Origin of the sequence: Paeniglutamicibacter sp. NPDC091659, from assembly GCF_044756805.1 — a bacterium.
Taxonomy (GTDB): domain Bacteria; phylum Actinomycetota; class Actinomycetes; order Actinomycetales; family Micrococcaceae; genus Paeniglutamicibacter.
Genome location: NZ_JBIVTO010000001.1, coordinates 139259 through 153297, shown reverse-complemented (window position 1 = coordinate 153297; position 14039 = coordinate 139259). Strand labels below are relative to the sequence as shown.

At 67.3% G+C, this 14039-nt stretch carries 14 protein-coding genes and 1 riboswitch; of the genes, 1 reads left to right on the top strand and 13 read right to left on the bottom strand.

All coding sequences use genetic code 11. From position 1 onward, the window contains the following. The first annotated feature begins 55 nt into the window (after positions 1-55). The gene (locus ACIQLF_RS00700) at positions 56-1111 is read left to right on the top strand and encodes a lysostaphin resistance A-like protein (RefSeq protein WP_400293668.1); all 1056 of its coding nucleotides are present in this window, start codon (positions 56-58) and stop codon (positions 1109-1111) included. On the opposite strand, the gene ACIQLF_RS00695 is transcribed toward ACIQLF_RS00700, so the two are convergent. The 13 genes from ACIQLF_RS00695 to thiO form a co-directional block, all read right to left on the bottom strand. Further along, positions 1095-1535 (bottom strand): hypothetical protein, encoded by a 441-nt coding sequence (locus ACIQLF_RS00695; RefSeq protein WP_400293667.1) that lies wholly within the window; start codon positions 1533-1535, stop codon positions 1095-1097. The genes ACIQLF_RS00700 and ACIQLF_RS00695 overlap by 17 nt on opposite strands. 58 nt (positions 1536-1593) lie before the next feature. Beyond that, positions 1594-2229 (bottom strand): response regulator, encoded by a 636-nt coding sequence (locus ACIQLF_RS00690; protein ID WP_400293666.1) that lies wholly within the window; start codon positions 2227-2229, stop codon positions 1594-1596. After that, entirely contained in the window at positions 2222-3535 is a 1314-nt protein-coding gene (locus tag ACIQLF_RS00685; protein WP_400293665.1) for a sensor histidine kinase, read from the bottom strand. The genes ACIQLF_RS00690 and ACIQLF_RS00685 overlap by 8 nt, the downstream gene beginning before the upstream one ends. A 104-nt stretch (positions 3536-3639) precedes the next feature. Then, positions 3640-5052 (bottom strand): phytoene desaturase family protein, encoded by a 1413-nt coding sequence (locus ACIQLF_RS00680; protein ID WP_400293664.1) that lies wholly within the window; start codon positions 5050-5052, stop codon positions 3640-3642. Beyond that, positions 5042-6481, bottom strand: a complete 1440-nt coding sequence (locus tag ACIQLF_RS00675; protein WP_400293663.1) for a glycosyltransferase family 87 protein — start codon at positions 6479-6481, stop codon at positions 5042-5044. The genes ACIQLF_RS00680 and ACIQLF_RS00675 overlap by 11 nt, the downstream gene beginning before the upstream one ends. A gap of 128 nt (positions 6482-6609) precedes the next feature. After that, on the bottom strand, positions 6610-7056 hold the full coding sequence (locus ACIQLF_RS00670; protein WP_400293662.1) for an SRPBCC family protein: 447 nt from the start codon (positions 7054-7056) through the stop codon (positions 6610-6612). A 50-nt stretch (positions 7057-7106) separates the two neighbouring features. Further along, the gene (locus tag ACIQLF_RS00665) at positions 7107-8060 is read right to left on the bottom strand and encodes an acyl-CoA thioesterase (protein WP_400293661.1); all 954 of its coding nucleotides are present in this window, start codon (positions 8058-8060) and stop codon (positions 7107-7109) included. A gap of 97 nt (positions 8061-8157) precedes the next feature. Then, entirely contained in the window at positions 8158-8568 is a 411-nt protein-coding gene (locus ACIQLF_RS00660) for a DUF302 domain-containing protein (RefSeq protein WP_400293660.1), read from the bottom strand. A 123-nt stretch (positions 8569-8691) separates the two neighbouring features. Beyond that, positions 8692-9960 (bottom strand): NERD domain-containing protein, encoded by a 1269-nt coding sequence (locus ACIQLF_RS00655; protein WP_400293659.1) that lies wholly within the window; start codon positions 9958-9960, stop codon positions 8692-8694. 188 nt (positions 9961-10148) lie between these two features. Further along, the gene (gene moeB, locus ACIQLF_RS00650; RefSeq protein WP_400293658.1) at positions 10149-11345 is read right to left on the bottom strand and encodes a molybdopterin-synthase adenylyltransferase MoeB; all 1197 of its coding nucleotides are present in this window, start codon (positions 11343-11345) and stop codon (positions 10149-10151) included. A gap of 172 nt (positions 11346-11517) precedes the next feature. Next, a complete protein-coding gene (locus tag ACIQLF_RS00645; RefSeq protein WP_400293657.1) occupies positions 11518-12321 on the bottom strand; it encodes a thiazole synthase in 804 nt (267 codons plus the stop codon). A gap of 64 nt (positions 12322-12385) precedes the next feature. Beyond that, the gene (gene thiS / locus ACIQLF_RS00640; protein ID WP_400293656.1) at positions 12386-12625 is read right to left on the bottom strand and encodes a sulfur carrier protein ThiS; all 240 of its coding nucleotides are present in this window, start codon (positions 12623-12625) and stop codon (positions 12386-12388) included. After that, a complete protein-coding gene (gene thiO, locus ACIQLF_RS00635; RefSeq protein ID WP_400293655.1) occupies positions 12622-13848 on the bottom strand; it encodes a glycine oxidase ThiO in 1227 nt (408 codons plus the stop codon). Before thiO ends, thiS begins: the two co-directional genes overlap by 4 nt. Then, a riboswitch (TPP riboswitch) is annotated at positions 13842-13973 on the bottom strand. (Overlaps the previous gene by 7 nt.) Positions 13974-14039: the final 66 nt, after the last annotated feature.

Below are 14039 nucleotides of genomic sequence, written 5' to 3'. Positions count from 1 at the left end.
AAAGATCCTCCTTTGGGTCCACGAAAAGAGTACGTCCCTGATAAAGAATGGTCGTATGAGCAGCTATCCCCAGTTCCCGGTTCCGCCCGCGGGAGCACCGCACCCCGGCAACATGCCTCCCGTGTACACGCCAGCCGAGCGGCCACCGGCAGAACCCCTGCCGTACCACCGGCTCGCACGGACGTACCCCGTGTACCGCTGGTGGAAACCTATTGTGGTCGGCCTGATCGCGCTCGGTCTCTACATCGGCATGATTTTTCTGGCGACGATTGCATTCCTCATAGCAACCCTCGCGAACCCCTCGCTGGAAAGCTCCATGGAGGAGTCGCTGGAGACGTTCGAAAGCGTGGACATCGACATGAGCGATCCGACGACCTTCGCGTTCACCATGCTCTCGCTCATCCTCATGATTCCGGCGCTTTTCTGGGCCACTCGCATCATGAACTTCCAGAAGGTGGGGATGCTGACGTCGGTGCGCGGAACCATGCGCTGGGGTTGGCTTGGAACCTGCATGGCCGTCGCGTTCGGCGTCCTGCTCCTGAGCGTCGGAATAGCAACGGTGCTGGACCTGAGCCAGGGAATCCCGTTTGAACCCGATTTTTCGGCCCCTGACATGTGGACGCTCCTGCTGCTGACCATCCTGCTGGTGCCGTTCCAGGCGGCCGCCGAGGAGTATGTCTTCCGCGGTTACTTCATGCAACTCATTGGCGGCTGGCTGCGCCATCCGGCATTCGCGATCCTGCTGCCCATCCCGTTCTTTGTGTTCGGGCACATGTACGACATCTACGGTCAGCTCGATGTGGCACTGTTTGCGCTCGTGGCGGGTTGGCTGGCTTGGCGGACCGGCGGCCTCGAGGCCGCCATCGCCTTGCACGTCATCAACAATTCGGTCATCTTCTCCCTGGGCGCCATCGGATTGGCCGACGTGAACGCTACCGAAGGGAGTCTGGGCGGCCTGCTGATCTCAGCAGCCACCACGGCCATCTTCGTGCTCGTGGTCGTGAAGCTGGCAGAGAAGCGGAAGATCGAGCGGTTGAGTTTCTCGCCTGCCGCACCACCCGCCGCATCCATCGGATCGCCGAAGCAGGAAGGCCCTACCAACCCGTCGTGACGGGGAATTCCACGGCCAAGAGGGTTTCCTCCGGAAGCATCAGGATGCCCGCGGCATCGAGCTCCGAAACAACGATCCTTTGAGCGTTGCGGGGACGAACGGTTTCCCCGGGATTCCAGGTGCGCACGACGCAGACCCGGCTGGTGAAACGGGTGCGCCCCGGCAGTTCCTTCAGCCAGGCCGCGTAGTCTTCCGGACCGGGCACACCGGACCGCAATTTCCCCTCGCCGTAACCGACGGCGGAGTCGCAATCGCACATGTTCAGCGTCAGCGTGAAGGCGACGGCGGTCTTGTTGACCAGCTCCGGGGCGTCGATCCGCAACGCGCTCGCCTGGGGCTCCACGCCGAGCCGCTCGCCGGTCCATTCACGGAATCCGGGCGTGTACGCGGCGTGGTTGATCGCCCACAAGACGGTTGAGCACATGCCCACATCCTCGCACGCCACGGGACGGATTTGCCGCGAGTAGTGGCCGCGGGCGTGGCTAGCGGATCAGCCGGATGCTGCGCGCCCTGTCGATCGCTGCGGTGCGGTTGTCCACGCCGAGCTTGTCGTAGATGTGGATCAGGTGGGTCTTGACCGTCGACTGGGAGATGAACAGCTCCTGGGCGATTTCCTTGTTGCTCTGCCCGCGGGCCAGCAGCTGCAGCAGCTCGAGTTCACGCGGGCTCAGGTCGGTGGTGTTGGCGCGCGCCTCTGGGGCGATCCGGGCGGCGATGTCGGCGGAGAGCACCTGCTCCCCCTTGGCCGCCGATTCGACGGCGGCCAGCACGTCGGCCAGCGGGGCGTCCTTGAGCAGGTAGCCGGCGGCCCCCGCATCCAGCGCCGCACGGATGTCCGCGTCGGAGTCGAAGGTGGTGAGGATCAGCACCGGCGGCCCGTCCTGGGCACGGATCCGGGAGGTTGCGGTGACCCCATCCATGCCGTCCATTTGCAGGTCCATCAGCACCACGTCGACGCGCTGGCCGAGCGTTTCGAGGCGCGCCAGCTGGGCCAGCGCCGCGGCCCCGTCGGAGGCCTCGGCCAGCACGGTGAGCCCGCCCTGTTCGGTGAGCACCGCGCGCAACCCCGCGCGCACCACCGGGTGGTCATCGACCAGCAGGATCTTCAGTTCAGGCATCGTTCTCTCTTTCCGTTCCGTTCCAGGGGATGCGCACGGCCAGGACCGTGCCCTCGCCCGGGGCCGACTCGATGTCCAGGGTGCCGCCCAGCAGCGCCAGGCGTTCGCGCAGGCCGGCCAGGCCGAACCCGGTGCCGTCGGCCCGCGGCCCGCGGGGAAGTTCGCCCGGGTCCATGCCCCGGCCGTCGTCGAACACGTCGAGCGTGACAGCGTCGGGCAGGTAGCCCAGGCTGAGCACCGCGCGCGATGCCCGGGCGTGGGAGGCGACGTTGGCAAGCCCGCACTGGGCCGCGCGCAACAGCGCGGCGGAGACGGGCGCCGGCAGTGCCACGGCCGGGCCGTCCTGCTTGAAGACAACCTCGAAGCCCTGGCCCGCGGCCTCCGCGGTGCGCTCGGTGGAGACGCACAGCCTGCGCAGGCGCCCGGCCAGGCCCTGGGCCCCGGTCTCCCCGCCGGAGAGGTCGCGGACGAAGTCGCGGGCCTCGGCGAGGTTTTCCGCGGCCGTGGCGCCGATGGTTTCAAGCCGCTCGGCGGCCGCGGCGGTGTCCCCCGCGGCAAGGGCCGCGCTGGCCGAGCGGGAGACCAGCACGATGCTGGAGAAGCCCTGGGCCAGAGTGTCGTGGATTTCGCGGGCCAGCCGGGTGCGTTCGGACAGGGTTCCGGCTCGGTGCTGCTCCTGGGCGAGCGCCGCCCGGGTGGCCTGCAGCTCGATGAGCGCGCGGCGCTGGTTCACTCCCTCGGTGTACAGCGCCCGGTAGGCCATGCCCATGACCACCGCGAAGATCGCGCCGACCACCGGCCCGATCACCTGGGGTGCGCTCACCGAGCCCGAGTGGAAGGCGCCGGCGCCGATGACCACGGCGGTCAGCAGGGTCACGGCGATCAGCGAATGCCGGGGCCCCAGGATGTGCAGGTGCAGGAAGAAGAGCGGGAACGCCAGCCAGGAGTAGTCGGCGTTCAGGTACATCAGCACCAGCCAGAGCACCACCACCCCGCCTAGCCACCATTTGGCCCATTGCACGGTGCTTGGCGCACGGCCGCCGAAGTGGCGTTTTTCGGCAATGGTTCCGGCCAGGTACAGGGCCGCCAGCAGGCCGGTAAGGATGATCGCCAGCAGGCGCCGGCCCGGCGATTCCTCGGAGACGAGCATGCGGACCAGCCCGACGCCCAGCAGCGCGGCGAAACCCACGTGGAGCCCCACGCGCAAGACCCGAAGCACCAGGTCCCCAGCGGAGGCAGGCAGCTGGCCGGCATCCGCAGGGGCGGTGCCGGGGCTTGTCAGGTCATCGGGATTGCTGGTCTTCACAGCTCCAGCGTAGTGGGGTGTGCAACCCTTGCGGCTCAACCGTTTGGCTGAATCACAGTGGTTGAATCACGTGGGTTGAATCCGGGGTTCGCCGCGGACTCCGGCTATCCGGCGATCCCGAATTCGCGGCGCAGGGCGCTCAGCGCGGCGAGGTGGCCGTTCATGCCGTGCACGGCCGGACCCGGCGGGGTGGAACTCGAGGCCAGGTAGAGCCCCTTGGCAGGGGTGGCCCACGGATCTGCCGAGAACACCGGGCGCACCAGCATGCCGAGCATGTCCGTCATGCCGCCAGAGATGTCCCCGCCCACCAGATTGGGGTTCTGTGCCTGCAGCCCCGGGGCCGTGACGGCCTCCGAGTATTCGACGGTGTCCGTGAAGCCGGGGGCGACCGCCTCCAGCTGCCTGGTGATCGCCGCGGCCATGTCGCTTGGATCCCCGTTGGGGACGTGGCAGTAGGCCCACAGCACGTGTTTGCCCTCCGGGGCGCGGCTCGCATCGAAGCGACTTGGCTGCGAGACGATCGCGTACGGAGAGCCGGTAACGGCTATGCGGGCCTTGCGTTCCCCGCGGACGATCTGCGCGGCCGTGCCGCCCAGGTGCACGGTGCCGGCATCGGCAAGCGCGGCATTGCGCCACGGGACCGGGGCGTTGAGCACGTAGTGGACGACGCAGGACCCGGGGGCCCTGCGCGTTCCCCTGAGCCGCTTGGCGTACTTCTCTGGCAGCCGGGCGCCGGCGATGGCGGCCAGGGCCTCCGGCGAGGTGTCAAAGAGGACCGTCTTTTCCGGGACCTGCGCCAGGTCCGTGACCTCGGTGTCCAGCTCGATCCTGCCGCCCGCTTCCGTGAACATGTCCGCGAGCGCGTCGGAGATGGACTGGGACCCGCCCCGCGGGATCGGCCAGCCGGCCGAGTGGGCGGTGGCCGCCAGGAAGAGCCCCGCGCCCGTCGCCGAGGGCCCGCGTCCGCCGCCGGCGGTGTGGGCCCCGCAGCCGGCAAGCATGGCCGCCGACATTTCCCCGGTGCCGAGCCGCGGAACCATGAGTTGCGCCGCGCGCAGTCCGAAGGCCGCCAGCGCGCCGGGGTGCCGGGGAAGGCGCAGCAGCGGGTGCAGCAGCATGTCCGCCGTGGCATCCATGCGCCCGGCGATCGGGCCAAGGAGCCGCCGGTAGCCGGGGCCGTCGGCGCCCAGGCCCTGCACCGTCTTCTCCAGGTCGCGCCAGGCGATGCCGGCCCGGCCGTCGGCCAGCGGGTGGGCAAAGGAGATCTCCGGGACGATGAAGTCGACCTGTTGGCGCAACCCGACCCGTTCGAAGAACGGCGACACCAGGGACATCGGGTGCACCGCCGAGCCGAGGTCGTGCACGGCGCCGGGGTAGCCGAGCTCCCGGGTGCGCGCGGCGCCGCCGACGCCGGAATTCCTCTCGATGAGCCTGACACCCAACCCGGCCCTGGCCAGGGTGAGCGCCGCCGCCAGGCCGTTGGGGCCGGCGCCGATGACCGCCGCGTCAAAGGCCACGTCGGCCGCCCAGGACGAACTTGTCCGGCGCGCCGGCAAAGGCGCCCGCCTGCGGGTCGAGCTGCCCCACCCGGCGCACCGGGTCCAGCTCCGGCCTGAACATCGATTCGCCCACCCGGTACATCAGGTAGCCCGTGGCGATCATGTGTCCGAGCACCGCGAACACGTAGAACGACGTGGGGAACGTGTTGGACGCCTTGATGTCCGCGGTGGAGGCGTAGAGGTACATCCAGATCGCCCAGAAGTGCAGCACCTCGAAGAGCTGCCAGATGAGGAAGTCCTTCCACTTGGGCCAGGCCAGCGCGGCAAGCGGGATCAGCCACACCACGAACTGCGGCGAATAGACCTTGTTGAACATGACGAACGACGCCACGATCAGGAACACCAGTTGGCTCAGGCGCGGGGCCACCGGGGCGCGCAGCCCCAGGTAGGCGATGCCCGCGCAGCTGGCCACGAAGAGGCCCATCGCCAGCACGTTGATGAGGCTTGCATCGAGGGTGGCCATGCCCGGGACCGCCGCCGCGGTGACGTTCCAGATGTGCCAGAAGGAGGAGAGCCCGGCGCCGCGGTCCTCGGTGAAGGTGAAGAAGTGCTTCCACGCATCGAAGTTCACCACCGCCAGCGGCAGGTTGACGGCCGTCCAGGCCAGGGCCGCGCCGCCCAGGGACACCCACAGCGGCCGGTAGCGACCGGTGCGGATGGCCAGCACTATCACCGCGCCGAAGAAGAGTATGGGGAAGAGTTTCATGGCGGTGCCCAGCCCGATCAGCACCCCGGCCAGGAAGGCGTTTTGGCGCGACCACGCCAGCATCGCCAGGGCCAGGAAGGCCACGGCCCACATGTCCCAGTTGATGCTTCCGGCCAGGATGATGCCCGGTCCCAGCGCCACCATCGCCGCGTCCCAGGGCCGGCGCCCGGCGGTGCGTGCCGTGGCGATCACCACCACCATCCAGAGGCCCACCATCAGGAGGAAGTTCAGGTCGAAGAAGGCCAGCGCCCGGTTGTACTCCCCCGCGGGAATCAGCGCGGCGGTCAGCGACGCCACCACCGACATGAGCACCGGGTACTCGAACTCGGCCCCCGTGGCGAACGGGGCAAAGGGGTTCTCCGCGAACCCGCGGGCGTGGAACAGCGAGGTCCAGTCCGAGTAGCAGGCCCACGCGTAGGCATTGGTGCCGCCCCAGCCGTTCATCCGGCACGCGTTCTTGGAGGCCACGGCCAGCAGCGCGGCGATCACCGTGAGAATGATGAGGACGCGTTCGACGGTGAAGAAGCCGGGACTGATGCGCCCCGGGCTCGAATGCCTGCCCAGCGGCCCGCCAATGACCTCGGTGAATTTGCGCAGGAACGCGTCGCTGCGGCTCGGCACGGTGATGCGCACCGGGCCGATGCGCGGCTTCGGGGGGCCTTGGGTAGGGGTGTGGCTCATGGATTTCAGCCTAGTTGGTCGACCGGCCATAGCCTCCTCACGAATGCCTGTGGCGTGGTCCTGTGGACATCTGGTGGGGACGGCCTGCTGGTCCCTGTTCCCGCACGCGGGGCGGGCAAGGCGGTCTCCTACTTCTTGTTTTCGGCGAAGTGTGCGGCAAGCCGTTCCAGGGTTCGCTCCATGTTGGGTCCGGTGGTTCGGGTGTAACCCAGGAGCCGAAGCACCCATTTGTGCCGCAGGCGGCTGGCATCCCAGGTTTCACTGACCAGGGTTCCGCCCTCGCTTGGTTCCAGCTCGTAGCGCCAGCGGTGCCCGCTGAAGTGCCGCCAAGCAAGCAACGTATCCTGGTCGAATTCGACCACCGTGTTGCTGATCCGATACGGCACGCCCATGCGCATCTGCATCCCGAACTCACTGCCCGGCATGAGCTTGTCTCCCTTGCCCAGCGCGGCCCGAACCGTGCCGGAGCCGTCGATGAGAGGATGCATGGACGGATCCCTCAGCAGCTCGAAGACTTCATGGGGTGTTGCGTCGACGAAGCGGCTGCGGGTTTGCAGGAACGGGGATTGGTTCATCCGCCCATGCTATGCGTTGCACCGACCCATCTCCCCGTGTTCCGGTCGTTCTAGTACTTTCGTTCCTCGGCAAACTGCAGCGGCGACAGGCTGGCCCGCCGGCGGACCAGGTCCAGCGCGTGCTCGTCGAGCCGGCGGTCCTCGTCGCTGCGCAGCACCAGTTGCTGGACCTCTGAGGCGTGTCCCGATTCGTCGCGGGTGACGAAGATGCTCATGCATTGGGTCGTGTCGCGCCATTCGGTCCCGCGCGGATCCTTCGCACGGACATGCACGGCGATGTGCATGGAGTGCGGGCCGGTGTGGATCAGCCGGGCCTCGAGCTCGACGACGTCGCCGATGTGGATCGGGCTCAGGAAGTGGATGCCTCCGGAGTAGACGGCCACGGCGTCCTTCCCGCACCAGCTCATGGCGCAGGCCCGGGCCACCTCGTCGATCCAGCGCATGACAATCCCGCCGTGCGCATTCCCGCCCCAGTTCACGTCCGTCGGGGAAGCCAGGAACCTGAAGGTCTCGCGCGGCGTGGTGCCCGCATCCGTGTAGGCCTGGCCGAACATGGCATTGCGGATCTCCGCCCGCCCCGCAATGCGTTCGGCGGCACCGGCGGCCAGCTGCGCCGTTTCGGCGTCGGCCGGCTCGAAGTTCGGAATCTGCTTGGGCTTGCGGTCCTCGTCCATCGCAACAAAAACCAGGATGCAGTCCATGGCCGGGCGGAAGATGCGTTCGCGCACGTCGGCGGCGTCGACGGTAACGACCACCTGCATGCTGCTGCGCCCGGTGTAGACGATCCGGGCCGTGATCTCAATCAGATCGCCGTTTTCGATGGGCCTGGTGAAGTGCACGTTTCCGACGTATGCGGTCACGCAGTACCCGCCGCTGTAGCCGACGGCGCAGGCGTAACCCGCCTTGTCGATCCATTCGAGGACCCGGCCTGCCTGGACCGTGACACCGTCCTCGGAGACATCCGTCGGTGCCGCCAGGAAACGCAGCTTCATTACGTCGTTCATGGGGCAATCCTATCCGCGGGCCGCGCCACGGCGCGGAATGTTGCGTCGCGGGACCGCCCCGGACGGCGGCGCCCGACGGGCCGCACCGCGGGGGGGGTCAGCCGGCCCGCAACCGATCCAGCGCCGCCTTCAACCGGGTGTCCATGTCGTCGGCGACCTCACGAATGCCCGGGTTGCCGCTGATCCGGGCCAGGAGCTGTGCGTCGATGGCTTCTATCGTCGTTTCGGTCGCACCCAGGGCCCTGCGGACCACCACGTTGCAGGGCAGCAGCGCGCCAAGTTCGCGTTCGGTGAGCAGCCCGCGATTGGCCAGATGTGCGTTGAAGGCCCCAAGTATCACGTAGTCCCCGATCCTGTCGGCCGATTCCGGGCTGATCTCGGCGCTCAGGACTGCGCGCATGTCGATCTCGGTGAGCACCCCGAGTCCTTGGCGCCCCAGGGCCTCCTTGGTGCGGGCCACCGCCTCCTCCCACTCCAGTGGAACGGTGATGCTGTGCGTGTATCCCATGGCCGTGGTCCTCTCGCTGGTGCAGTGCGTTGCGCGTCGGCTTGCCGGTGTTGCGGCCCAGCCTAGCCGCGTTCAGGGGCGCTTGTCTGCCCCGGGGAACTTCCACCCCACCTCGTCCAGGGGCTACTTCAGCATCGCGATCATCCGCGCCATCAGGTAGCGGTCGACCAACCCGCATTTTTGCCCCTGCAACAGCCACTGCCCGATCATTTCGATGCCATCCTGGACCCCTGTTGCGGGGATGCCCGTCGGGGACACCTGCCCGCCGGGCGTGAACCTGATGGTTCCCGCCTCGTTGGGATGGATCAACACATGGCAGCCGACCTCGGCCGCGACCTTTGCGGTTGCGGGGTCCCGCTGGAGGTGGTCCATGTGGATGTCCCTGCGGTCGACGCGACTGCCGCGGACATAGCCCAGCTTGTCCGCCTCGAGCCACCGATACTCCCCCGGCTTCCAGTTCTTGGAGTCGATGAAGACCACCCTGTCGCCGTTGACCACGGCATGGTCGATGTCCGCCACCCTGCTGCCCGGAAATCGCAGGCCGTGGAAAATCCGTGTTCCCGGGATGTGCAGCAGCGATTCAAGGGCCAGGGCAGTACGCCTCTCCCCGATCACGCCCTTGGCCGTGTTTTCCTTGCCGAACCGGTTGCCGCCGTTCGACAATGCCCCTCCACCAATCCCGAACACCCTCTTTTTCACAACCCGTCGCGAGGCTGGCCGCGGCAATAGACGGCCGATCAGGACCAAACCCAGCCCACCCATGCAGCATGCCAGGAGGATGCCGGTCGACGGTGTTGCGGCCACCAAGTAGGTCACGAAATTGGCCACCAGGCCCAGCGTCGCGGCCACCATGCCAAGAAGAACCACCATGCGCGGCAGGTCGAATCCGGGCCCGACGCTTTCGCTGTGTTTCAGGCATTCTTCCCACCAGGACGGCTGCACCGCACTTGGCTGCGCAAGCCGTCCCGTAGATGCGGCGGCAAGAGGAACCCCGGACGAAGGAGGCGGGTTGCTTCCTGCAGAGGCCGAAGAGGCAGGGAACAAAGGTTCCGTCGAACTCGACATGGGCACGTCATCGGACACCCTTTCGGGCTGCAGCGGCCCCGACACATGCCGCTGCCCGGGCGCCCGCAGTACATCGGGTTCGGGAATCCGTTGCGGGGCGGCCCCGCGTTCAGCCGGCTCGAGGACTCCTTCGGGTGACGGGTGGGTCAGCAACCAGAAGTCGTAGTCGAAGCGCCGATCGGGGTCCCCGACGATGGACCAGGCGTCCATGATCCGCTCGGTCAGCTCCGCATCGGCGCCATAGCGCCACAGGGCCAGCCGTGCGGCGGCCTCGATTTGGTTGGGGGATGCGGAACGCCCGACCCCAAGGTACTGATAGTGATCCACTGCTTCTCCCCCAGGAAAACGGCCATCAACTCTCCCAGAGTTGCCCATAAGGGGACCGCGCACAAGAGGAACGGGGAGGGGAATATTTCCCCGAAACCTTGCGGAACGGACCGTGCCAGACCCGTTTGGGGTCCTCGCCGATCATCGAACGACCGCCCCGAGGGCGCCCGATAGAACCCGGAAAGGAACTACCGGTCCGCGCCGGGGAAACCAAGCTTCCAGGCATCGATCCCGCCCTCGAGGTGCAGAACGCCGCCGTAGCCGGCAGCGGCGAGGGCTTCCAACGCCTGCCCGGAACGTACACCCGCCTTGCAGTGCAGGATCAGCGGAACGTCCCGAGGAATCCGCCCCAGCGACGTCCCGTCCTTGATGCCTCCCGCCGGCACCAGCACGGATCCTGGGATGCGGGCAATTTCGAATTCCACAGGTTCGCGCACGTCGACCAGGACAAAGTCGTCCTCGCCCGATTCCCTTTTGGCCAGTCTGGTGGCCAGCTCTTCGACGCTGATCACCGTGCCGCTCGCGACAGCCTCGCCGGCCGGCTCGGGGAGCCCGCAGAAGGTTTCGTAGTCGACAAGTCCGGTGATGGGATCCGCTTCCGTGTCCTTGGATATGCGCAGCTCACGCCAGCGGGAGGAAAGCGCATCGAAGACCAGCAACCTGCCCAACAGCGTTTCGCCGACACCGGTGATGAGTTTGACGGCCTCGGTGACCATCATGGCCCCGATGGATGCGCACAGCATCCCGAAGACCCCGCCCTCGGCACAGGACGGGACCGAGCCCGGGGCCGGCGGATCCGGGTACAGGTCCCGGAGGTTGGGTCCGAACTTGTCCCAGAAAACGCTCACCTGACCGTCAAAGCGGAGGATGGAGCCCCAGACGCAGGGTTTGCCCAGCAATGCCGCGGCGTCGTTGACCAGGTACCGCGTGGCGAAGTTGTCGGTTCCGTCCAGGATGACGTCGTAGCCCTCGAAGACTTCCAGCACGTTGGTGGAGTCCAACCGAACCTGGTGAAGCCGTACCTCCACCCCGGGGTTGAGACCTGCAATGGAGTCCCTGGCCGATTCCAGCTTGCTGCGCCCGATATCGCCCACCCCGTGGATCACCTGGCGTTGCAGGTTGCTCAGTTCCACCTGGTCGTCGTCAACGATCCCGAGGGTTCCGACGCCGGCCGCAGCCAGGTACAGCAATGCCGGGGAGCCCAAGCCGCCGGCCCCGATGACCAGCACTTTTGCATTGCGCAGCCGCCGTTGCCCTTCGAGCCCGATCTGTGGAATCAGTGCATGCCGGGAGTACCTTTCGCAGTCTTCCGGGGAGAGCGGAGGCCCCGGCTCAACCAGTGGCGGTAGTTTGAAAATGACATTATTTACAGAGTTGCTTGCCATTGATTCTCGATTTCATTGGTATTTTTGCAGAACGACATCATGATTGTTTACGACGAGAAAAGCGTTAGATAACGTGTGTAAAGGACATGCTTTTCTGGGCATTTTTTGCAAGAAAAGATTATTTATCGTCGTTGTAAAATGCATTTCTACGTCGATCGACGCCGAGAAAAAATCACAGGCGAACGCGACCCTCCATGGCGGAGGAAGCCAAAGCGTGCTCGCGCTTGGGAATGCGTCCGGCGAGGGCGGCCAGCCGGCCGCCGAGAACCGAGTGCTTGAAGGCCTCGGCCATCCGGACCGGGTCTTGGGCTCGGGTCACGGCTGAGGCCAGCAAAACCGCGTCGCACCCCAATTCCATGGCCAATGCAGCATCCGAAGCGGTGCCGATCCCGGCATCGAGAATGACGGGGATTCCCGCCCGCGCCACGATCAATTCGATGTTGTGCGGATTCAGGATGCCCAGTCCCGTGCCGATGGGCGCACCCAGCGGCATGACCGCGGCCACCCCGAGCTGCTCCAGGCGCAGCGCCAGCACCGGGTCGTCGTTGGTGTAGGCAAAAACCTTGAAGCCGCGGTTCACCAGCTGTTCGGTGGCCTCGACCAACTCAACGGCGTCGGGAAGCAGGGTGTGCTCGTCCGCGATGACCTCAAGCTTCACCCAGTCGGTTTCCAGTGCCTCGCGGCCCAGTTCAGCGGTCATGAGCGCCTCGCGGGCGGTGAAGCATCCCGCGGTGTTGGGCAGCACGCGGATGTTGTTCTCGAGCAACAGGCCGAAGAGGTTGTTTCCACCGCTCGTCGCGGCATCGGGGGCGGTGTACCTGCGCATGGCGACCGTGGTGAGTTCGGTGCCCGAGGCGACCAGCGCCGCTCCCAGTCCCTCCAGGCTCGGGGCGCCGCCGGTGCCCATGATCAGGCGGGATCCCAGCGTGACGCCGTCGATGACCAGTGGGTCGGTCTGGGTGAGTACGTTGTTCATGATTCGCTGCTTTCTTCCAGAAAATTGTGTGGCGACAGCGCCGGCCGCCGGGCCAAGGGGAGCGTCAGCCGCCCTGCACTGCGGTGACGATTTCCACCTCGTCGTTGACTTGGAGTCCGGTGGAGGACCACTGGCTGCGCGGGACGATGCCCGCGTTCAGCGCCACGGCGACACCCAGCCTTCCGCCGTCGGCAGGGTGCCCGGTGGGCAGCAGGGTCCGGCCGGTCAGCTCGGCGATCAGTTCGGACAGGGTGCTTCCGGCGACCAGGGGACGGGTGGTGCCGTTGAGGTGGATGGTGGTCATGAAGTCTCCTGAAGGTGAAGGGCAGGTGAGAAACGGTCGGGGCGGAAACGGTCCCAGGCGGGGTCGCTCCTGCCGTGCAACAGCTCGGTGGCGATGTGGGCGGCAATCGGCGTCAGCAGCACGCCGTGCCTGAAGAAACCGGTGGCGAGGATGAGCCCGGGGATGTCCGTTCCGCGGGGATCGGCCACGCGGCCCAGCAGCGGCGCGTTGTCCGGCGTACCCGGTCGGGCCCGGGCGGTGGTTTCCAGCAGTTCGAGCTCGGCCACCGCCGGCAGGAGCACCTGGGCGTCCCGCAGGAGTTGGTGGACGCCCCCGGCACTGACCCCGGCGGATCCGTCCTCCCGCGAGGTCGCGCCGATGACCACGGTTCCGTCGCTGCGCGGGACCACGTACACGGGAAGTCCGCGGACCTGGCCGCGCAACGTGGCGGTGACCAGCGGCCGCAGGTTTTCGGGCACGCGCAGCCGCAGGATGTCACCGTACACGGGCCGCAGCGGAAGGCGCAGGCCCTCCGGCAGTCCGCCGAGGTGTGCGGCGCCAAGCCCGTTGGCCACGACGACTTCCTTGGCATGGACCTCGCGTCCGTCCGCAAGCAGCACCCCGGTGATCCGGGAATGGGTGTTCTCGGGGTCCTCGTGCAGCAGGGCGGCGGCGTTGGCGGCCACCAGGCAACCACCCTGCGTCGCGGCGTCGCCATCCTGGTCAACGGCCAGGCCGTCGAGGATTGCCCGGGCCACCGCGCGGGGATCGACCTGGTGGTCGCGCGGCACCAGGTAGGCCGCGGCAAGGTTCGGGGACAGCAGGGGTTCGAGTGCCCGGGCCTCCCGGAGGCTGAGCCGGCTGACCTCCAGGCCGTGCCGATGCTGCGCCTCGCACAGGTCGGCAAGCGCCTGGCGATCGGCGGGGTCGGCACCCACCACCAGCGTCGGCGTGGTCGAAAAGCAGCTCCCGGCCGGGCCCGTGGGCAGGGTTTCGGCGAAGGCCGGCCAGCGCCCCGCGGAGGCCAGCGTCAGTTCCAGCAGGTCTTCTTCCTGGTGGTGCAGCTCGCTGACCGGCGCCAGCATGCCGGCCGCGGCAAAGGTCGCGCCGGTTCCGGGGACGGGGTCGATGAGCACCACGCGGTGGCCGGCACGCCGTGCCTCCCACGCGATGCCGAGGCCCACGATTCCGCCGCCGACAACGGCAAGATCGGTGGTGATGTGGTCGGACAGGGTGCACGACATGAAGGCTCCTTCCCTACGCCGGCATGATCCGGATCAGGTTCCACGCCTTCCGCGTCGGAAGGCGTCTGTCGGTCGGCGCTCAAGGCGCCCTCTCAGCCAGCATCACTGGCTCCCGCGGTACGAAACCCAGTGTAGGGGATACGAGCCGGCCCACGCCGAACATGACGCCATGCCGTTCCGGTGGATCGGGA

Coding starts and splice junctions, on each gene's coding strand:
- ACIQLF_RS00700 (WP_400293668.1), top strand. CDS start 56: ATGAGCAGCTATCCCCAGTTCCCGGTTCCGCCCGCGGGAGCACCGCAC.
- ACIQLF_RS00695 (WP_400293667.1), bottom strand. CDS start 1,535: ATGTGCTCAACCGTCTTGTGGGCGATCAACCACGCCGCGTACACGCCC.
- ACIQLF_RS00690 (WP_400293666.1), bottom strand. CDS start 2,229: ATGCCTGAACTGAAGATCCTGCTGGTCGATGACCACCCGGTGGTGCGC.
- ACIQLF_RS00675 (WP_400293663.1), bottom strand. CDS start 6,481: ATGAGCCACACCCCTACCCAAGGCCCCCCGAAGCCGCGCATCGGCCCG.
- ACIQLF_RS00670 (WP_400293662.1), bottom strand. CDS start 7,056: ATGAACCAATCCCCGTTCCTGCAAACCCGCAGCCGCTTCGTCGACGCA.
- ACIQLF_RS00665 (WP_400293661.1), bottom strand. CDS start 8,060: ATGAACGACGTAATGAAGCTGCGTTTCCTGGCGGCACCGACGGATGTC.
- ACIQLF_RS00660 (WP_400293660.1), bottom strand. CDS start 8,568: ATGGGATACACGCACAGCATCACCGTTCCACTGGAGTGGGAGGAGGCG.
- moeB (WP_400293658.1), bottom strand. CDS start 11,345: ATGGCAAGCAACTCTGTAAATAATGTCATTTTCAAACTACCGCCACTG.
- ACIQLF_RS00645 (WP_400293657.1), bottom strand. CDS start 12,321: ATGAACAACGTACTCACCCAGACCGACCCACTGGTCATCGACGGCGTC.
- thiS (WP_400293656.1), bottom strand. CDS start 12,625: ATGACCACCATCCACCTCAACGGCACCACCCGTCCCCTGGTCGCCGGA.
- thiO (WP_400293655.1), bottom strand. CDS start 13,848: ATGTCGTGCACCCTGTCCGACCACATCACCACCGATCTTGCCGTTGTC.